Raw genomic sequence first — 19754 nt, 5'->3', positions numbered from 1 at the left:
TTTAGCCCAGTAGTACATCGACCCGGCGAAATTGCCCTAAACGTAACGCTTCTGCTACCGGGCCTGAGACACTGGCTGCGGTCAGGGTCTGTGTCGTGCCGTCTCGACCATACAACCGGTACTCAATCGGTTTGACCGCCTCCGGGCCAAAGGTATCGCGGCGCTGCGGATTGCGGTAAACCAGTAGCGTCGAACCGAAGAGCGTGCAGGTCGCACTAGCGGTCGGCAAGGTTTCAGGCTCGACAAACGGCGTGGCAATTTGTGCTTCAGCGGTAAAAATCGTGGCTGCCAACAGCGGTGTCGGTTTAAATGCCAAGATGCCGGCTTCCCATGTAAACGGCGACGGCCCCAGGAACAGGTGCGTCCACAAATGCAAAAACTCCACAGTGGCGCCGGATAATCGGGCCACGCAGCCGCGGCCGTGCTGCCGGGCATCAACCGTAAAACCGCTGCTGACCAGAAAACTGGAGGCTTCGATGGGATTGCGTTTGTATGTACCCGGATCGTGAAACGGTAGCAAGAGCGTTTCGATGTGGGCGTAAAACTCTTCGATCAAGCCGGCACGCACCATCTCCAGCACAAACTTGTAATGCATGTGTAAAAAGATCGAGCCATTCTCCAGCCAACCGTAGTTAAAAACCCCGATGCGCCCTAGGTCCAGTGCTTTGTCACCCAAGGGTTCGTTGACCCGGTACATGCCCAGTTTGGCATCGTATAAATCCGAATTGCGCACAGCTTGATACAGGGTCTGCGCCTGCATCGGGTCGGCAATCCGTAAGGCATGCACAAAGCCTTCCAGGAATAAAGGCAGCGGTTTTTGTTGAAAACGGGTGACGGCGATGCCCCCGGTTTCCAACTCATGATATTGGTCCGCATTGTAAGCAAAGTAGGTGACGATGCCCTGGGGCGTGCGGGCTTTGTCGATGGCGGTGTCCAGGTAGTGGGCTACCAAGCGCAGGAAGGCTTGAATGTCGCTCAGCGCCAGTGAGCGTTCGGCACCCGCAAAACCCATGAATACCTGTTCCCGATACGCTTCTTTTAGGATGCCGCATTCCTGCCAGAACAGTTCCGGCGTCAAATCAGTTCGAGTTAACACCTTATGCAACGCCGTCACAAAGTCCGCCAATTCGACGGGTACGGCGCACGCTTCCTTCAATTGGATCAGCGCGCTGAAGATAAAATCCACCAGGCGCTTCAACTCGATGGTTTCGTTGACCGACGAACCCAAAATGCCGGGCAAGCCGTTTAGCGCATCGCACCAACCGGGCCTATCGGCTTCCATCTCGATACCTACGCCGGCAGGGTCGAGCGTCGCCAGCTTATTGGCGACCAGGGTCAGAATCTTCCCCAATAAACTGGTGTAGACAATCTCGCCATGGCCGGCTTGCGAACGTACTTGGTAACGGCGCTGCTGTCGCGCATCGATCAATGCCTTTTTCTCCGGGCAATAGCGCACGGCATTGTATTGGCGCACGCCGTCTGCGGTCACTACATACTTTTGCGCGCGCGGCGCTACTTGATGGGTCGGGTCGAAAAAGCTGTAGGTTTTGTCCTGAAATAAATTGGCCAAGCGATCCGGAAAAATCGCCGCGTAACTGATCAATAAATCCACCAGATAGGTCCAGTGATCCGACCAATAGCCGCGGTCGAATTCAGCATCTTCCACTTCTTGGGCTTGGGCCAAAATGGTCGTCAGGATGTTTTCCGCATCGTCCGCGGTGCCCAGAGTTTCCACCAGTTCCGCGTACTTAAATTCCTTGTGTAATAAGGGTTCCAATGCAGGGAAACGGGTGTAATACGGCGCAAAATTTGCCGGTGTATCCACGACAAACCGCGAGTTGCGCAAAGCGCAAGGGTTATAGCCATCCGGCTGAATTAGGTTGAAAAAGTAACGAATGTTCTTGGCATCCAAGCCCGAATCGAAGAACAAGTCCATGCGCCGATTTTGCAGCACGTCGCGAAAATCGCCGTTACCTTCGGAATAGGGCGTGTCCTGCAATAAAAAATCGTTGTAATCGCGTTCCAAATCGCCGTGCTTGCGACCAAACAAATACAAATGCGCGCCGCCCGGCACCGGCATGGAAAAGCCGCCGCGCAAACCGTTGTCCAGATAACATTGGCGGGCGTGAGCATCGAATAGCGGCTGGGCGGTGGCGGTGAACGCGCGTTGGCTGATGTCGTTCACCAAGCGCCGGTTGGCTGCGCGTTTGCTCTCAAAATAGTTCGGTTGAGCGGCTTCAATCAGAAATTGATCGAAAATCTCGATGGAACCAGCATGCCCGTAAACCCCGTAAAACACCCGGCTTTCACCGGGCTGCAAAGACAGCTTAAGATGTTGAAACGCCGCCGGCGTTTGATTGCCGCAGACTTGCTCGGCAAAGTCCAAGGGCTGGTCTGAAAAAAATCGCTCCGCTTGCGAAAAATCGCCGGCCAAACCGAAAATCCGCTCCGGATCGACAATAGCTTGATTGTGCTGACCATCCAAAAAGCCGACGAAGAAATTGCCGGCAATCACCGGCTCCACCTGCGGGCTGTCGGTGGGCCAGACTTTCAAACGATAAAACGGCCGATTTTCCGCCGCGCCCTCCACCCGCATAAAGGCCTCGGACGTGCGGCTCATGAATTTGAGGATCCATTGATTCATCGCATAAGGCAGCACTTGCGGTAAGCCATCGACAATCTCCAGGTTTAGGGCTTTATCGCCGGTGTTGGCAATCTCCACCCGCCGCAGCAACCCGGCCACCGGCGCTTCGGCTAGCGTGAACACGTCGGCGCGCAAGCGCAAACCCAGTGGGGGATTGACTTCCTCCACGCCTACTTCATACGGAGTCACGTAAAGACGTTGCTTCACCTCCAGCCCAGCGCCACGTTGAAACGGCTCGTAAGTACGAGTTTGCTGACCATCGCCAACTTTAAGAAAAGTGCGAAAACTGCGCGACGGCGTCAGTTGATACGCCTTATCCGCCGGGAAAAACTCTAAAAAAGCCCCGTCCTTATTCCTCACCCCAAAACTGGCGACAGCCTGGCCGCGATTGACATAAAACACCCACGCCGGACGTCCATGCATGCCGGCAATCCCCGGCAGAAAGCTGGCGAAGGGGGCACAGTCGTTATACTGTTCGATGATAAAGCTTTGGTCACCGGCGAAGAAATAGCGGGGCTGATTCATGGGGATACCGTTGTTTTCGGGATTGAAAGTACTACAACTCTAGCAAGCGTTTTACTAAGTGCCAGTATGGTTCCTACGCGGTGACAGTTCGCTTTAAAAAAGAAGGCTGATGTGTGCAGACTGCATGGTTTAACAGCCTGCTGAGCGCTTAAACAATTAAACTGCGTCATATACCATAAACCAATTCGGTCAAATCCCCGCCTAAGCGGTCTTTTCTCGTCGTATTTATCCAGGAAAATCGCTGAACTACAGTTAGTTCCCAGTTAATACTTCGGAAAGACTTCCTGTAAGCCTTTGAAATAAAATAATAAGCTGGCAAGCGACGCACAGGGGCAGTCAAAGCCCGATATTCGGCCCTAAATTTGCTTTATTTATAGGTTTTTATAAGAAAGCGCGCGTCTGAATTGGCCCTTACCCTGATTGTGGCAACCTCCATGAGCACACAACACACTGTCCGCCCCTGTTTATTCTTGATTGGATTTACATTCATTTTGCACGCTGAAGGACATAAATCATGACAGCCACAATAATGCCCGACAAAGGGTTGGCTGAGTTCTACCAAGAGCATCATTCCTGGCTGCTCGGTTGGCTAAACCGCCGCGTTCAATGCCGCTTGCAGGCCGAAGACCACGCGCACGATACCTTCATGCGCGTCCTTACCGCACAGGATATGCAAGCCATTCGCGAGCCGCGCGCCTATCTGACAACCATTGCCAAAGGCTTGTTGATCAATGATTGGCGCCGCTCTGCTATCGAACAAGCCTACTGGGATTCCGTGGCGGCGTATCCGGAGCCATTGGCGCCATCGCCCGAAGAGCATGCCATCATCCTCGCCACCCTACAGGAAATCGATGCCTTGCTGGACGAACTACCCGCCAAAGTCCGTGCCGCATTCTTGCTGTCGCAACTGGATGGCTTAACTTATGTACAGATAGGGCAACGCTTGGGGGTTTCCGATAGGATGGTGAAAAAATACATGGCCCGAGCGATGTTGCATTGCCTCACCGCCACACTATAAACAATCATGGCTAAACGACATCATCCGGACATTCACCCCCGCATCCTGGCAGAGGCAGCGGAATGGTTTGCGGTATTGGGATCAGGCGCTACCAGTCAAACTGAACAGCAACAATGGCAGGCCTGGCTGGCGTCGCATCCCGCGCATCGGGCGGCTTGGTCTCGGGTGGAATTTTTTACCCATAAATTCGATGGTCTGCCCACGCAAACCGCAGCGGCGGCCTTAGGCTCGCCGGATATGCAGCGCCGTCAGGCTCTTAAAAACTTGGCGATTTTGGCTGCGGTAGGCTTGTCCGGCTTTGAGTTGTGGCGGTCCGATTATCTGAGCGGGTGGCGAGCTGATTACCGAACCGGCATAGGCGCCACGCGCAGCCTTAGCTTGGCGGATGGCAGCCGCATCGAGATGGATGCGGCTAGCGCTATCGACGTAGACTTTTCAACTGACTTGCGCAGAATCCGCCTACTAAGTGGCGAAATTTATATTGAAACCGCACCGGACAGCAACGGCCAGCATCGCCCGTTCATCGTAGATAGTGCGGAAGGTCGGGTTAGGGCAATTGGTACCCGCTTCAGCGTTCACCAACAACATGAAGAAAGCCAAACCAGTGTCTACGCCGGTGCCGTGGAGATCACCCCAAGCGGCCCCGGTGCCAGTCGCCAGACCTTAAGCGCCGGACAGCAAGCCCAGTTTAACGCCCAAGCCATCGCCCCCATTCAAGCCACCGAACTCAATCAACCGGCCTGGACCCAAGGCTTTTTGTTGGCGGACAACCAGCCGCTGAGCGAATTTGTGGTGCAACTCAATCGCTATCACCATGGCTATATCACCTGTGCGCCGGAGATTGCCGAACTGCGCATCGTCGGTGCCTACCCCATTCATGACACCGATCGGATTTTGGCCGAGCTGGAAAAAACCTTGCCGGTTAAAGTATCGCAAGTGTCGCCGTTGTGGGTGAGGATTGAGCTGCGTTGAGTTTTGCGCTGGCGGCCCATGGCAGGCTCAGATAACCTGCAAGCCCAAAAGCTGTTGGAATGGCAGAAAATCCTTATCCGAATGCAACAATGGCATCTGCTTTTCAATACAGAAAGTAGCAATCAGGGTGTCGATGGTTTTGCGAATGGTGATACCTTGCCTGCGTAGACTTCTAAAGTTTTCCGCACTCTTTAAACTAATCTCCCTACCAAGCATGGTGTGCATGGGCAAAGCACATAATATCGCTTTTGCGGTTTGGTAATCCTGATCGTTGCGAAAACCCTGCAACACTTCCATCAAAATCAAATCACCCGTGCACACAGGCTTTACACCTAGCAAACCGTCCAGTTTTTGGGTAGCGATGGTTTCCGTGCCGTTGAAATAATCGATCCAAACACTGGAATCGACCAAAATCACCGCTCAGCCCGCATTTGGTCTAAATCGCCTTCCCACTTTAATTGACCTTTCATTTTTTTGATGGCTTCCTGCTGCTTTAGCATCAATAAAGTTTTTAAGCCCTGTTCGACCGCTTCGCGCTTGGTTTTAATGCCTGTCACGCTTAAAACATCGGCCATTAGTGCTTCATCAATCATGATATTGGTCCGCATCGGAATCTCCGTGTGTATGATTTTTGAAAATCATACATCACAACTAGCGATTTGTCTCCGCCCATACTATTTACCAGGCAAACCGCGCATATGCACAATGATGCACGGAGAAGCCTATAAAAAGCATAGGTTAGTAACTATTTGATTATTAACAACATAAAAAAATAATTGCAAATAATCGAAAAAAATTCACCTTTGCGGTTCCCTTTTTCGCGTTTCGATTGGCAAGTGAATTGAAACCTAAACAAACCAAGGGAGTGACCCCATGTCCAAGCGAAAACCCAAGCACCCCATCGACAAAACCAGCAACAGCGTGCAACAGGCCATGACCGGTTTGGTGCTGGCAACCTCGCTGGCGGCCATGCCCGCGCTTGCCGCAGAAACAGCCGGTGTCGAGCGCAGCTATCACATCAGCAGTGGCACCTTGAGCCATGCGCTAAGCCAGTTCGCCGGCAACGCCGGGATTATGCTTTCGGCAGATGCCCGTTTAACCGATGGCAAAACCAGCCAGGGGCTGGAGGGCGAATTTACCGTAGAGCGAGGTTTACAGAAGTTGTTGGTGGGAACTGGCTTGACCTACACGTTTACGGCGGGTGATGCGGTGGCGATTAAATTGGCGGAATCGTCTGCTGACGTATCGACGTTGCCGGCGGTGAGGGTGGAGGGAAAGGCGGTTTATGATTCGGCTGATCCTTATAACCCGGATTACAATCGGAGAAACGCTTCAACTGCAACTAAAATCGACACGGCACTGATGGAAACTCCGATGTCCGTACAGGTGATTCCGCAAGCAGTCATTCGCGATCAACAAGCCTTTCGTTTGCAGGATGCCTTGAAAAACGTTAGCGGCGTGCAGCAAAAGTCTTCGAATGGCGGCACCACCGGTGGTGCCGATGCGTACGTGGTGCGCGGCTTTGAATTGGGCTTTAGAAGCAACTACTATCGCAACGGCATCCGCATGCAAAAAAGCAGCGCCGACTTTGCCAACCTTGACCGGGTTGAAGTCGTCAAAGGTCCGGCTTCCGGCTTGTACGGCCGTATCGAAGCCGGCGGTTTGATCAACGTGGTGACCAAAAAGCCCTTGGCCGACCCTTACTATTCGATCGAACAACGCTTTGGTTTCTACGATTATTACCGCACCGAAGCTACCGCGACCGGCCCGGTCACTGACGACAAATCGCTGGCCTACCGCTTGGACATGTCGTATCTCGATAGCAATTCGTTTCGGGACAACGTCTTTAATGACCGGATATTTTTCGCCCCCAGTCTGAGCTGGAAGCCTACGGATCGCACCGAGCTGAATCTTTCGGTGGAATACCTGGACGACGAAAAAACGTACGACTCGGGACTGCCGGTGACCGGCAACCGGGTCGCGCCGGCGCCGATTTCTCGAACCTTCGCCCAGCAAGGGCTGGCGGACAAGGACTCCTACTGGTTGGTCGATTTCAATTGGTCGCACAGCTTCAACGATAACTGGAAGATCAGAAACGGTATGGTCATTGTCGAAGGTGACGCCAATTTGCAAGAAACCTATGCCGACGGTAAGGCGGCGGTAAACGGCGATACGCCGCGCGGCGCCTGGTTTGGCGGTTTGGGGTACGATACTCAAACCGTGTATCTGGATTTGACCGGCAAATTCAATACCTTTGGCATAGACCACAACATGCTGATCGGTGGCGATTATTACCATCAGCGCACGCGCGACCAAGCGACGGCGCGTGCTCTGGATACGGTCAACATTTTCCAGAGCATGCCCTTGTTTGATGTACAAGCCGCCATGCAGCCACCATTTGGTTATAGCGCTATCGAAGACAATGAGTGGTTTGGGGTTTATGGTCAGGACGAGATCACGTTGTGGGATAAACTCCATGTCATGGGCGGTTTGCGTTACGACATTTCAACTTATGGCTACGGCTATTCCGATCAGAATTTGGCGCTGGCCGGTGCCGCTTACGACGATATTGAGGAAAACAATTTAAGCCCGCGCGTCGGCATTCTCTACGAGGCGAGCGACTGGTTGTCGTTGTACGGCCATTATGTCGAGTCCTTCGGTGCTAACAACGGCCGGCAGGCGTCCGGCAAGCCGTTTGCGCCGCAGACTTCCGAGGAATTCGAGGGCGGTATCAAGACCTCGTTCTTCGACGGCAAGTTAACCAGCACTCTGGCTTACTACCATTTGACCAAGCAAAACGTGCTGACGCCCGACCCGGTGACGCCAAACCTCAGCGTTGCCATCGGCGAAGCGCGCAGCCAGGGCTTGGAATGGGATGTCAGCGGCCAGTTGACCAATGCACTGAGCATGATCGGTACCTATGCCTATACCGATACCGAAATAACCAAGGACAACTCCGGCGTCCAAGGCAACCGTTTACCCTACGCGCCATTGCATTCCGGCAGTTTGTGGATGAAGTACGATTTTCAACAGGACTTCCTAAAGGGCTTCAGCGTCGGCGCCGGCATTTATGCCGCCGGTTTGCGCTATGGCGACCGGGACAACAGCTTTTATGACGACGCATATGCCCGCCTGGACTTAATGGCGGCTTATCGTATGAATATCGGCAAGACCCGCCTGACTGCCCAGGTTAACATCAACAACGTGTCTTCGACCCAGTATTACATCCAACGCGCAACTTGGTCGAATAACCCGGCGGAACCGTTGATGGCTTTTGGTTCGATTCGTCTGGAATATTGAGACGGGGCAGGGGATGGGCAACGCTGAACCGGTACTTTCCCACTCCGCCCGGCGCTTAACTAAGCTAAAACGCCGCCGCAAGTTCTGGCTGCAAATTCACTTGTGGCTGGGCTTGCTGGCCGGTTCGGTTTTATTGATTGCCGGCCTGACTGGTAGCATCATTACCTTCTGGCAGGAGCTGGATGCGGTGTTGAACCCGACCATGCACCAGGTTTCGGCGGCGGCAGAGGGCGCAGCGGCTTACCGGCCGCTGGACGAGATTGTCGCGGCCGCCGATGCGGCGATGCCGGCCGACGCCAAACGCGGCTACATTTATTACCCGCGCCACGCCGAACAAGCCTTCTGGCTGTTTTACGAGCAGCCGGCCGGCGGCGAGGCACGTCAGCATACCTGGAACGCCTTCGTCGACCCTTACACGGCCCGAGTCACGGGCATCCGCTTGTGGGAGCATGCGGACGATTTATTAGCCGGCAGCCTGATCGGTTTTGTATTCAAGCTGCATTATGCCTTACTGCTGGATTGGGACGACGGCAGCTGGATCGTCGGTACCGTCGCCATTTTGAGTGCCATTTCAGTACTGACCGGTTTGATTTTGTGGTGGCCGCTGACCGGACGCTGGCGCAGCGCGTGGACAATCAAACCGCGGGCCAGTGTCGAGCGCTTCAACCACGATCTGCACAAAACCCTGGGTTTTTACAGCGGCTTGATTCTGTTCGGGGTGATGCTGTCCGGGGTGTATTTCAATTTCGGCGAGCCATTTCGCGGGCTGGTCGATTGCTTCTCGTCAACCAAGCCGCTGGAACAGTTTCATTCCGTCGCTCGCCCTGGCCCTAAGCCCCTCTCGGCAGAACAAGCCTTGACTCTGGCCGACCAAGCCACGCCGGCCGGCCAGTGGTATTGGCTGAAACTGCCCGATGCTGCCGATGGGACGTTCATTTTTACCAAACACGTTGATTTCGGCGGTGTGTTTCGCGGCCGTTGGCAAATAGTCTTAGACCAATCCGACGGGAAAATTCTGCATGTTGCCACGCCCTTGTCCGGCGGGGCCGGCAACGTGTTTTTACAGTGGCAGTGGCCGTTGCATTCCGGCCAGTTTCTGCGCCTACCGGGCCGTGTGCTGGTATTGGCCAGCGGGCTGGTTTGCGCGGCGCTGTTCGTCACCGGTTTGATTCGCTGGCTACAAAAGCGAAGGGCTGCAAAACAAGTGCGTATTCGAAAGCCTAACTAAACTTGTCGCAGGGCCGTAGGGGTGAGGCAAGAACCCCAACATGATGGCCTATCCCAATATTGATGGTCTAAAAGTGATCAATCACTTTATTGTTGGGTTGCTGATGGTTTGCGGGTGGTTTTATGGTTGTCGTGTTGCGGTTGGTGCCTCACCCCAACGATAAACTCAGGGCGAACGGTTTTTGATACGGATCAGCGCTAATTGGCATGCGTAGGTTTGGACAGCGTTACACAAAGTAGCCGGCTAATTGCTTAGTCTCTCGTATTTGGATTGGCTCGGCGGGTGGGGGCGGGATAAAAAAACGCCCCTGCCAACAAACTTGGTAGAGGCGGCGCGACAATCGCTAGAGGGTTAGCTATTGTAATCTTAGAAACCTATTGGATAAGGCTAGTCTCCAGCTTACCCGCTGGGGCGGACGACTCCGCCCAACCGCCGCCCAAAGCCTTGTAAACCGCAGTCAAGGCGGTGGCGGTGGCGGTTTCGCTTTGCGCCAGCTGGCTTTGATCTTGCAACAAGCGAAGTTCGCTATCCAACACGGTCAGAAAATCCGCTATACCTTCCTGATAGCGCAGATGCGCCAGTGCCGCGGCTTTTTCGCTGGCCTGCGCCGCAGCCAGTAACGAGCCGCGGCGGGCGCGTTCTTGCCTGTAGCTGACCAGGGCGTTTTCGGTTTCTTCCAAGGCATTTAGTACGGTTTGTTCATACTGAGCCAGACTCGCTTCGGCACGGGCGTCGGCGGCTTTGATGCGGGCGTAGACCCGGCCTAAATCAAATGCTGCCCAGCTGATTTTCGGGCCAACTGAATAGGTTTCCGAGCCCGGAGCGACCAAGCCGGACAGCGTGCTGGCTTCCAGCGACAGGCTGCCGACGAACGTCACGCGCGGGAACAGGTCGGCCGTGGCTACGCCGATGCGGGCGGTGGCAGCGGCCAAGCTGCGTTCGGCGATACGAATATCCGGCCGGCGACGCAACAATTGTTCCGGGTTGCCGATCTGGATGGCATCTGGGGCTTTCGGTAAGGGTGCTGACTGCACCAAGGTTTTGGTCAAGGCGTCCGGCATTTGCCCAGTCAAAACGCTGAGTCTATGGATGGCTTGCGCTATTGCGCTTTCCAGGCGCGGAATGGTGGCTTTGGTGCTTTCCAATTGCGCCAGCGCTCTGGACGTGTCCAGCTCGGTGCCACGGCCGTTTTCCAGTTTGACTTGGGTCAGTGCCAGGGTTTGGGCCTGGTTGTCGGCATTTTTGCGGGCGACCGCCAACTGGTTTTGCAAGCCGCGCAATTCAAAATAATTTCGGGCCGCTTCGGCAATCAGACTGACGCCGATGTCGCGCAGGCTAGCTTCTTGGGCTTCGACTTCGTCGTTGCTGGCCTCGACATTGCGCCGCACCCGGCCGAAGAAATCGATTTCCCAGGAAGCATCGAAACCGGTGTTGTACAGCTTCAATTCGCGTGGAAAAACCCCGGTGCGATTATTGAATGAGCCGGTACTGCGTTTTTGCTCGGTGTAATTGGCGTGCGAAGTGACGGTCGGTAACAGGTTCAGGCCGGTTTCCAGATACAAAGCGCGCGCTTCCGCCAGATTGGCGCGGGCGACTTTTAGCTCGTAGTTATGGCTGATGGTGTTATCGATCAAGGCGCTCAATTGCGGATCGTTGAACAGCTGCCACCACTGCTCTTCGATGCCGCGATCAGAAAATTCTTGGGCGTTGGCAAAACTGGCGGGTAAATCCGCAGTGGCCGGCAATTCATAATCCGGGCCAACCGCGCAGCCGCCGAGCAGCACGCCGAGCAGGCCGGCAGCACTCAGGGCGTGATGCCGGCGTTTGGAGGGGCGCAGACTCATTTGTGGGCCTCGATTGCAGGTTGATGAGTGGTTAAGTCGGTGGCTGTGGGGCGCAGGCGTTGGGCGATGGCTTGTACCACCACATAAAACACCGGCGTTAATAACAAGCCGAACACCGTCACGCCGATCATGCCGCTGAACACCGCCGTACCCAGCAGACGCCGGGATTCGGCACCGGCACCTTGGGCAATCACCAAAGGAAACACGCCCATGATGAAGGCAAACGAGGTCATCAGAATGGGGCGTAAGCGGATGCGAGAGGCTTCCACGGCAGCTTCGAAGCGGTTAAGGCCGCTTTCCTGGCGCTGCTTGGCAAATTCGACGATCAAAATGGCGTTCTTACTCGCCAGCCCCACCAGGACGATGAAGCCGATTTGCGTGAAGATATTGTTGTCCATATGGCTCAACCAAACCCCGGTCATCGACGACAAAATACACATGGGTACAATCAAAATCACCGCAAACGGCAGCGACCAGCTTTCGTATTGCGCGGCCAAGGCCAGGAAGACGAAGATCACGCTGAGCGGAAACACCAGCATCGCCACATTGCCGGCCAAGACCTGCTGCAAGCTCAGTTCGGTCCATTCGAAATCAAAGCCCGGCGGCAACTCGGCGGACAGCAATTTACTCATGGTGTCGATGGCTTGGCCGGAACTGATGCCGGGTAGGGTGCCGCCGTTAATTTCCGCGGCCGGATACATGTTGTAGCGGGTGATTTTGTCCGGGCCGGCGATTTCTTTCACCTCGCTGACCGCACCCAAAGGCACCATGCCGCCTTGGCGGTTTTTGGTCTTTAATTGGTCAATATCGCCCGGCAACATCCTGAATGGGGCATCGGATTGGGCGGTGACTTGATAGGTGCGGCCAAAGGCGTTGAAGTCGTTGACGTACAAGGAGCCCAGATAAATTTGCAAGGTGTCGAACACGTCTTTCAACGGTACGTCCATCGCCTTCACCCGAGTTCTATCCACGTCCACAAACAATTGCGGCACGCCGGACCTAAATGTGCTGAACAAACCTACCAAACCAGGCTGTTGATTACCCTTGCCCAACATTTCATTGGTGACGCGCTGCAATTCGTCCACGCCGGCGTTGTTTCTGTCCTCAATTTGCAGCTTAAAACCGCCGACCGAACTCATGCCGCGAATCGGCGGCGGCGCGAACACGGCGATGCGGGCGTTGGGAATCACGCTCAGGCGCTGTGTAAGGCTTTTGACGATCTCGTCGGCATGCAATTCGGGGTGACCGGCCCGGTCGGTAAATTCGCCTAAGCGGGCGAACATGGTGGCCACATTGGACTGGTTAGCCCCGCTTAGCACCGACCAACCGGCGTAGGCGTTGACGTGTTGTACGCCTTGCGTATCCAGAATGATCTTGCTGGCTTGTTGTACCACGTCCTGGGTACGAGCGAGCGAAGCGGCGTCGGGCAATTGCGCGTACAACACCAGGTAGCCTTGGTCTTGCTGCGGAATAAAACCGGTCGGTACTTTCTCAAATGCCAGGAAATTCAAGCCGTTCAGGCCGACATACAATGCAAGCACCAAGGCGGTCACGCGGATTAACCGGCCAACCAGGCGCGAATAGCCCACGCTGAAACGCTCGAAAAAGCGGTTAAATGCGCCGAAAAACCAGCCGAACAGCTTGTCGAATACTTTGGTGAAAGCGTCTTTATTGTCGTGAGCGCGATCCAGCAGCAGCGCGCACAAGGCGGGGCTCAGTGTCAACGAGTTAAACGCCGAAATCACGGTGGACACCGCAATGGTCAAGGCAAACTGCTTGTAAAACGCGCCCGATACGCCGGTGATAAATGCGGTAGGCACGAATACCGCTACCAGCACCAATGCCGTGGCAACCACCGGCCCGACCACCTCGGACATGGCCAGGCGCGTGGCTTCTCGGGCATGTAGGCCTTCGGCGATATGCCGCTCGACGTTTTCCACCACCACGATGGCGTCGTCCACCACGATGCCGATAGCCAGCACCAAGCCAAATAGCGACAGGGTGTTTAAGGAAATCCCCAAAGCCGACATTACCGCAAAGGTGCCGATCAACGAAACCGGCACTGCCAGCAACGGAATCACCGCCGCCCGCCAGTTTTGCAGGAACACGATCACCACCAAGACCACCAACAGTAAGGCTTCGAACAGGGTCTCGACTACCGCGTCTATCGATTGCTCGACGAACACCACGGTGTCGTAAACTAGCTTGTAATCCAGGCCTTCCGGGAAACGGGTTTTCAGCTTCTCCATTGCTGCCATCACCGCCTTTTTGGTATCGATGGCGTTGGAGCCGGGCAGTTGGAAAATCGCCAGACCGACCGTTTCGTCGCCGTCCAGATACAAGCCGGAATTGTAATCCTTGGCGCCCAGTTCGATGCGCGCCACGTCTTTCAAACGAGTGACTTGGCCGTTGTCGCCTTGCTTGATGACAATCTCGCCAAATTGCTCGGGGGTGCTGAGGCGGCCCAGGGTGCTGACGGTGTATTGGTATTCGGCGCTGTTCGGCGAGGGTTGCTGACCGACCACGCCGGCCGCCACTTGCACGTTTTGCTCGCGCACTGCGGTCACCACTTCGGCGGCGGTTAGGTTGCGGGCGGCGATGGTTTGCGGATTTAGCCACAGGCGCATGCTGTAATCGCGGGCGCCGAATAGCAGAATATCGCCCACACCGGGCAAGCGCGCCAAGGTGTCGCGGATTTGCAGCAGCGCGTAGTTACTCATATAAACGCTGTCGTAGCGTTTATCCGGCGAAACCAGGTTAACCACCAGACTTAAATCCGGGCTGCGCTTTTTCACGCTCAAACCTTGGCGGCGCACTTCTTCCGGCAACTTAGGTTCGGCCAGCGCCACCCGGTTTTGCACCAAAACCTGGGCTTTATCCAGATTGGCGCCGGGTTTGAAGGTGACGGTCAAAGACATCGCGCCGCTATTGGTGGACTGCGAAGACATATACAACATGTCTTCCACGCCGTTCACTTCCTGCTCGATTGGCGTTGCCACCGTTTCCGCGACGACTTTGGCATTGGCGCCGGGATAGTTGGTGCTAACCACGACCGTGGGCGGAGCAATTTCCGGGTATTGGGCAATCGGCAGACCGATCAGCGCCAAACCGCCGACCAACAGGATGACAATCGACAACACCGCCGCAAAGATCGGCCGGTCGATAAAAAAATGACTGAATTTATCCATAGCTTATTGTGCTCCCGGCGCGGCCAAATCGATGCGTTCCGGATTGACTTTGGCGCCGGGTTTGAGCTTTTGCACGCCTTCTACTACCACCCAATCACCGGCTTGCAAGCCGCTGCGGATTACGCGCAACTCGCCGATGCGCGAGCCGGGGGTAATTTGCCGGTATTCGGCTTGGTTGTCTTGATTGATGACCCAGACAAACTGCTGCGCCTGATCGGTGGCGACGGCGCGGTCGGGCAGTAACAGGGCAGGGTAGGATGCCGAGGCCTGCACCCGTAAGCGCGCAAAAAAACCCGGACTTAACAATTCGTCCGGATTGGCGAACACGCCGCGTAAGCTCAGGGTGCCGGTGGCGGCATCCTCGCGCGGGGCGATGTAATCCAGCTTGCCTTGATGCGGAAAATCGGTTTCATCGGCCACCGCCAGTTGCACCGGCGTACCTTTTAGATCGGCGGCGGTTTGGCCGTGTTGCTGGGCATGCCGGCGATAACGTAACACCGATTGTTCGTCGGCATCGACGTAAACGTATACCGGATCGGTGGACACAATATTGGTTAGCACGGTGTTGTCGGCTTTGACCAGATTGCCGGCGGTGATCATCTCGCGGCCGACCCGTCCGCTGATGGGCGCGCGGATTTCGGTGTATTCCAGGTTTAATTTTGCGGTGTAGACGTTGGCTTCCGCCGATTCGACCGCCGCCGCCGCTTCGCGCAAGCCTTTGGTGCGCATGTCGTATTCTTCGGCGGAAATGGCTTTGGCTTTGAATAGGTTTTCGGCGCGGGTCAAATCGTTTTTCGCCAACTCGCGTTTGGTTTTGGCGCGCTCCAGTTCGGCTTGTGCGTAATTCAGCTGGGCTTTCAGCGGTTTGGGGTCGATTTGAAACAGCAAGTCGCCTTTCTTGACCTTAGCGCCGGCGGTGAAATTGACGGTGTCCAAATAACCGCCGACCCGTGCGCGGATGTCCACCGAGTTGATCGCTTCGATCCGGCCGGTGTATTCGTCCCATTCCGTCGTTTCGCGGTTTAAGGGCTGCGCGATTTTTACGTTGGGCGGCGGTGGCGCGGCTGTTGCCCCGGCAGGGGCTTCGGCATCGCCACAGCCAGCCATAGCAAGTTGCAGGGCGATGCCGACCACGCCGAGCTTTACCACATGTCGCTGTGCTTGGCGATGGGTTTGCCCTGCAAAATCAGCCGCTACCGGCGATGAAGGGGTCTGTTGGTCTGCAAGCGTCATGCGCGGGTTTTTCGCCATTGCCGTGTACTGCCTTAGTCGTCGTTTAACTAAAAATGGTAATATCTATTACCGTTTAGTCTAGGTTATCATCTTTATCCAAGTCAATTCATTTCGCGAATCACACAGCATGGTTAAATGTGGACGTCCCTGTAAGGGCGATGAACAGCAAAGTCGGGATCGATTACTCGATGCAGCCTTACAGCTTTTTCTCGAAAACGGTTACGGAAACCTGAGTATGGAAACCATAGCCCGCGATGCGCGGGTATCGCTGCGGACGATCTATAGCCAATTCGGCGGCAAAGCCGGTTTATTCGGCGCGTTGATCCGGCGTTGCAGTGATCAATTTATCGGTAGCCTGTCCGACGATTGCGCATTGGAAGAGGCGTTGACCAATTTTGCCCGCCAGTTTTTGTTTCGGATTACCCGTCCGGATGTATTGCGGATGCGGGCGATATTGATCGGCGAATCACCACGTTTCCCTGATCTGGCGACACAATTTTACGAACAAGGACCGCGCCGGACGCTGGGATTGTTAGCGCAGTTTTTTATCCGCCAGCAACAGGCCGGCTCAATGATCGACATGGACCCGTATTTCCTGGCCGACCAATTCATCAGTGCGGTGCGTGGCGAACGCTTACAGCGCTTACAGTTGGGTTTGGAGCCGACGCCCGACGAAGCGGAGATCGACGTTTGGGTACGTCAGTCTGTCAGCTTGTTTTTGCAAGGGTGTCTGGTAACCCGTTAAGGCATTTCATGTGTCGCGGTGGCGGCATCCGTCAGACCTCGCAGTTAATCCATTCCGGTAACGAGGTTCCGGATTTCGCGGCGGTGACGATCATCAAGGTCCGGTTGTAGTGGGCGACTTTTTTCGGACACCGAGATAGGTCGTTGGGCTGCTATTTTCATTTCCTAGCCACAGGGCGGCAGGTAAGCCCATGGCTAATGACAAGCGCCGCATATTCGAGAAGTTGACAATATAGTCGGTCACAGCGCGAAAAGCCGCGGTTTGCTCAAACTAGAATCCTAATTAACGCGCTTGAGCTAAAGCTAGGCAAATTTTTGCGTTTGACTCATTTTAAATCGACTATATTATTTCCATACCGTTCTTGTGGTCTGTCGGAAACTATCCTTTGCGGCAACTGAGCCGAACGGTTATGATCGAGCAGCTATTTTGTCTGAGCACGCTAATCCGCATCGAGTAACCACCAGACGGGCCGCGTTAGTCGTAACTTACCTAGCGGCCTTAAGAAAAAAGCGGACAGGCGACCATTTCCATTCATGTCAGCAATTGGAATCGTATGCAACCGACCCTTCGAAATCGCAAACTCATCCATATTCGGCCTAGCGCCGCTGCCTTAGCTTTCCTAATCAGTTGTCTGGCTTCCGGTCAAGCGGCTGAAGTGGTTCCCGAGGCGGGGTCGATTCTACGAAATATCAAACCCGAACCGATTTTGCCGGGTGATTCGAATGTCCCGTTCGAAATCACGGAGCAACCGGCGCCTGCCGGTGAAGGCGACATCCGTATTCAAGTTAAGGGATGGAAAATCAGCGGCGCCGAGTTGATCGGCGAAGCCGAACTACAGGCGTTTCTGAAAGACCACATCGGCAAGGACTTAAGCTTGGCCGAACTGCGCAAGATCACTCGCGATATAGCAGAGTATTACCAGCAACGTGGCTTTTTTGCCCGCGCGGTATTGCCCGCTCAGCAAATTCGCGACGGCATCGTCGAAATCCTGATCCGCGAAGCGAAATTAGGCAAAGTGGAGGTCGACGACCCGGCCGCCGTCTACCGAAACGATATTCCCCGACAAACCATGTTGGCGGCTCAGCCCGCAGGGGAGGCTTTGCGATTGGCCGATATGCAACGCGGCATCCTGCTGTTGAACGATCTGACCGGCGGCACGGTTTCTTCCACTCTGAAGGCCGGTGCTAGAGCCGGCGAATCCGACCTGCTGCTGAAAATCGATCCCAGCAACTTAATCAGCGGCTCCGTGGATTACAGCAATACCGGCGTGCGCTCAGTCGGCATGAACCAATTCGGCGGATCGCTAAACCTAAATAATCCGTTGCGCCTCGGCGATCTGGCCTCGTTACGGGTTCAAGGCGGCAGCGGTAACGTTTACGGCAGAATTGCCTATTCGCTGCCGGTAGGCTACTCCGGGCTGCGGATTGGTCTGGCCGCGTCCGCGCTGGACTACACCCTGGGTGAACCCTTTCAGTCGTTGGACGCTCAAGGTTCGGCCTGGACCGGCGGTACCTTCGCCACCTATCCCTTGCTTCGCGGGGTGAGCACGAATCTTTACGTGGCCAGCGGTTTCGATGATCGCCACTATTACAACACCAGCCTCGGGAGCGTGGTCAGCGATAAAGAGGTACAAAGCGGCTACATCGGTCTGAGCGGCGATCATCAGGACGACTTGCTAGGCGGCGCGGTCACGCTATTCGGCGCAACAATGGTGGCGGGCAACCTGGATTTGTCGGGAAGCTTGGCCGACCAGACTCAAAACCGGGCCACGGCCCGTGCCGGCGGCGCCTATCAAAAGTTCTCGCTTAACGCCTCCCGTCTGCAAAGCCTGACCGACAAATTGCGCTTCTATGCCGGCGTCAGTGGACAACTGGCCACCAAAAATTTGGATTCTTCCGAAAAATTCAGTCTGGGCGGGCCTTTCGGCATCAGAGCTTATCCAGTCAACGAAGCCCTGGGCGACGAAGGCTATCTGATGAATTTTGAACTACGCTACGAGGTTTATGAGCATGTCGAATTGGTCGGCTTTATCGACCATGGCGGCATAACGCTGCACAACGACCTCTGGCCGAATGCCACCGAAGGCGGGCCTAACCATTACACGCTCAGCGGCGGCGGCTTCGGAATCAACTGGGTGGTACCCGGCAATTTCGTCATCCGCGGCAGCGTCGCCCAACGCATAGGCGCCAACCCAGCCCGTTCGGCAGACGGCAACGATTCGGACGGCACTTACAAAACGCCTCATTTTTGGGTCAGCCTGAGCAAAGCGTTTTAAAAGTCTTTTGACGCCATTTTTCCACCCACTCAACCGGCGATACCACTGTGGATAACCAATTGCTGTTTTATAAACGCATCGTCAGTTTGAACCCAGCCGCTCACGGCCGGTTGCATATTGCGCCATCCGAAGACGTCGGTTACGCGCGCGTTAGTAACTCGGTGCCGCTGATTGGTCCCGAATTCAGCGAAGCCGGCAAGGAATACCCGATCGCCTTCGCCAAAGCCGGCGACGGCCACTTCGTTCCGGTGGTAGTGCTGGGCTTGAACGACGGCGAAAACCTGTTCGTCAACGCTGCTGGCCGTTGGACCGGACATTACATACCAGCCTTCGTCCGCCGATACCCGTTCGTACCTGCCGAACAGGCCGAAGACAAGCAATTGGTCGTCTGTTTTGACGACACTTGCCCGCGTTTTAACGAAACGGCCGGCGAGCCTTTGCTGGTGGACGGCGCACCGTCAGCTTACCTGCAACAAATCATCGCCTTTTTGCGGGAGTTCCACGCCGAATCGCAGCGGACTGCGCAATTTGCCGCTACCTTGCACGAATTGGACCTCTTAACCGAACGCCGGGCCGATGCAGTATCACCGAGCGGCGAGCGTTACTCCTTATCCGGCCTTTGGATCGTGGACGAGGCGCGCTTCCAAAAAATCGGCGGCGATGCGTTGGACAGCCTGTTCCAAGCCGGCTGGTTAGGATTGATCTATCTGCACTTGGCGTCGTTGAGCAATTTTGCCCGCCTATTGGAGCGTAAAGCCGCCGTAAGCACCGAATAACCGCAC

The 19754-nt window shown here is 55.2% G+C and carries 13 protein-coding genes; 7 read left to right on the top strand and 6 right to left on the bottom strand.

The genetic code is table 11. The annotated features are described in order from the left end of the window. Position 1 precedes the first annotated feature (1 nt). Complete coding sequence (locus tag ACMXD4_RS11755) at positions 2-3169, bottom strand: hypothetical protein (RefSeq protein WP_415878155.1); 3168 nt, start codon at positions 3167-3169, stop codon at positions 2-4. A 514-nt stretch (positions 3170-3683) separates the two neighbouring features. On the opposite strand from ACMXD4_RS11755, the gene ACMXD4_RS11750 reads away from it, so the two are divergent. Continuing rightward, positions 3684-4187, top strand: a complete 504-nt coding sequence (locus ACMXD4_RS11750) for a sigma-70 family RNA polymerase sigma factor (protein ID WP_171695338.1) — start codon at positions 3684-3686, stop codon at positions 4185-4187. A gap of 6 nt (positions 4188-4193) precedes the next feature. Next, entirely contained in the window at positions 4194-5159 is a 966-nt protein-coding gene (locus ACMXD4_RS11745) for a FecR domain-containing protein (RefSeq protein ID WP_171695339.1), read from the top strand. A 27-nt stretch (positions 5160-5186) separates the two neighbouring features. On the opposite strand, the gene ACMXD4_RS11740 is transcribed toward ACMXD4_RS11745, so the two are convergent. Further along, on the bottom strand, positions 5187-5576 hold the full coding sequence (locus ACMXD4_RS11740; RefSeq protein WP_171695340.1) for a PIN domain nuclease: 390 nt from the start codon (positions 5574-5576) through the stop codon (positions 5187-5189). Beyond that, entirely contained in the window at positions 5573-5767 is a 195-nt protein-coding gene (locus ACMXD4_RS11735; RefSeq protein ID WP_033156185.1) for a type II toxin-antitoxin system VapB family antitoxin, read from the bottom strand. The genes ACMXD4_RS11740 and ACMXD4_RS11735 overlap by 4 nt, the downstream gene beginning before the upstream one ends. Positions 5768-6032: 265 nt before the next feature. Here ACMXD4_RS11735 and ACMXD4_RS11730 point away from each other — a divergent pair, with 265 nt between their 5' ends. Together ACMXD4_RS11730 and ACMXD4_RS11725 are read left to right on the top strand one after the other, a co-directional pair. Next, positions 6033-8459 carry a TonB-dependent siderophore receptor gene (locus ACMXD4_RS11730; RefSeq protein WP_415878154.1) on the top strand — a complete coding sequence of 809 codons (2427 nt, stop codon included), beginning with the start codon at positions 6033-6035 and terminating at the stop codon, positions 8457-8459. A 13-nt stretch (positions 8460-8472) separates the two neighbouring features. After that, positions 8473-9687, top strand: a complete 1215-nt coding sequence (locus ACMXD4_RS11725) for a PepSY-associated TM helix domain-containing protein (RefSeq protein ID WP_171695342.1) — start codon at positions 8473-8475, stop codon at positions 9685-9687. A 374-nt stretch (positions 9688-10061) separates the two neighbouring features. On the opposite strand, the gene ACMXD4_RS11720 is transcribed toward ACMXD4_RS11725, so the two are convergent. From ACMXD4_RS11720 to ACMXD4_RS11710, 3 genes are read right to left on the bottom strand one after another with little or no spacing between them, the layout of a single operon-like run. Further along, entirely contained in the window at positions 10062-11531 is a 1470-nt protein-coding gene (locus ACMXD4_RS11720; RefSeq protein ID WP_171695343.1) for an efflux transporter outer membrane subunit, read from the bottom strand. Then, entirely contained in the window at positions 11528-14719 is a 3192-nt protein-coding gene (locus ACMXD4_RS11715; RefSeq protein WP_415878153.1) for an efflux RND transporter permease subunit, read from the bottom strand. The genes ACMXD4_RS11720 and ACMXD4_RS11715 overlap by 4 nt, the downstream gene beginning before the upstream one ends. Positions 14720-14722: 3 nt before the next feature. Then, a complete protein-coding gene (locus tag ACMXD4_RS11710; protein ID WP_415878152.1) occupies positions 14723-15970 on the bottom strand; it encodes an efflux RND transporter periplasmic adaptor subunit in 1248 nt (415 codons plus the stop codon). Positions 15971-16079: 109 nt separating this feature from the next. On the opposite strand from ACMXD4_RS11710, the gene ACMXD4_RS11705 reads away from it, so the two are divergent. The 3 genes from ACMXD4_RS11705 (at position 16080) to ACMXD4_RS11695 (ending at position 19748) form a co-directional block, all read left to right on the top strand. Next, positions 16080-16697, top strand: a complete 618-nt coding sequence (locus tag ACMXD4_RS11705) for a TetR/AcrR family transcriptional regulator (protein ID WP_415878151.1) — start codon at positions 16080-16082, stop codon at positions 16695-16697. A gap of 553 nt (positions 16698-17250) precedes the next feature. After that, on the top strand, positions 17251-18972 hold the full coding sequence (locus ACMXD4_RS11700) for a ShlB/FhaC/HecB family hemolysin secretion/activation protein (protein WP_415878150.1): 1722 nt from the start codon (positions 17251-17253) through the stop codon (positions 18970-18972). 47 nt (positions 18973-19019) lie between these two features. Beyond that, positions 19020-19748 (top strand): SapC family protein, encoded by a 729-nt coding sequence (locus tag ACMXD4_RS11695; protein WP_101053099.1) that lies wholly within the window; start codon positions 19020-19022, stop codon positions 19746-19748. The last annotated feature ends 6 nt before the right edge of the window (positions 19749-19754 follow it).

The organism is Methylomonas sp. TEB, from assembly GCF_047777895.1.
Taxonomy (GTDB): Bacteria; Pseudomonadota; Gammaproteobacteria; order Methylococcales; family Methylomonadaceae; genus Methylomonas.
The sequence above is the reverse complement of the archived record's forward strand: the minus strand, read 5'-3'. Positions and strand labels throughout refer to the sequence as shown.

Coding starts and splice junctions, on each gene's coding strand:
- ACMXD4_RS11710 (WP_415878152.1), bottom strand. CDS start 15,970: ATGGCGAAAAACCCGCGCATGACGCTTGCAGACCAACAGACCCCTTCA.
- ACMXD4_RS11745 (WP_171695339.1), top strand. CDS start 4,194: ATGGCTAAACGACATCATCCGGACATTCACCCCCGCATCCTGGCAGAG.
- ACMXD4_RS11725 (WP_171695342.1), top strand. CDS start 8,473: ATGGGCAACGCTGAACCGGTACTTTCCCACTCCGCCCGGCGCTTAACT.
- ACMXD4_RS11750 (WP_171695338.1), top strand. CDS start 3,684: ATGACAGCCACAATAATGCCCGACAAAGGGTTGGCTGAGTTCTACCAA.
- ACMXD4_RS11720 (WP_171695343.1), bottom strand. CDS start 11,531: ATGAGTCTGCGCCCCTCCAAACGCCGGCATCACGCCCTGAGTGCTGCC.
- ACMXD4_RS11735 (WP_033156185.1), bottom strand. CDS start 5,767: ATGCGGACCAATATCATGATTGATGAAGCACTAATGGCCGATGTTTTA.
- ACMXD4_RS11730 (WP_415878154.1), top strand. CDS start 6,033: ATGTCCAAGCGAAAACCCAAGCACCCCATCGACAAAACCAGCAACAGC.
- ACMXD4_RS11705 (WP_415878151.1), top strand. CDS start 16,080: ATGGTTAAATGTGGACGTCCCTGTAAGGGCGATGAACAGCAAAGTCGG.
- ACMXD4_RS11755 (WP_415878155.1), bottom strand. CDS start 3,169: ATGAATCAGCCCCGCTATTTCTTCGCCGGTGACCAAAGCTTTATCATC.
- ACMXD4_RS11700 (WP_415878150.1), top strand. CDS start 17,251: ATGCAACCGACCCTTCGAAATCGCAAACTCATCCATATTCGGCCTAGC.
- ACMXD4_RS11715 (WP_415878153.1), bottom strand. CDS start 14,719: ATGGATAAATTCAGTCATTTTTTTATCGACCGGCCGATCTTTGCGGCG.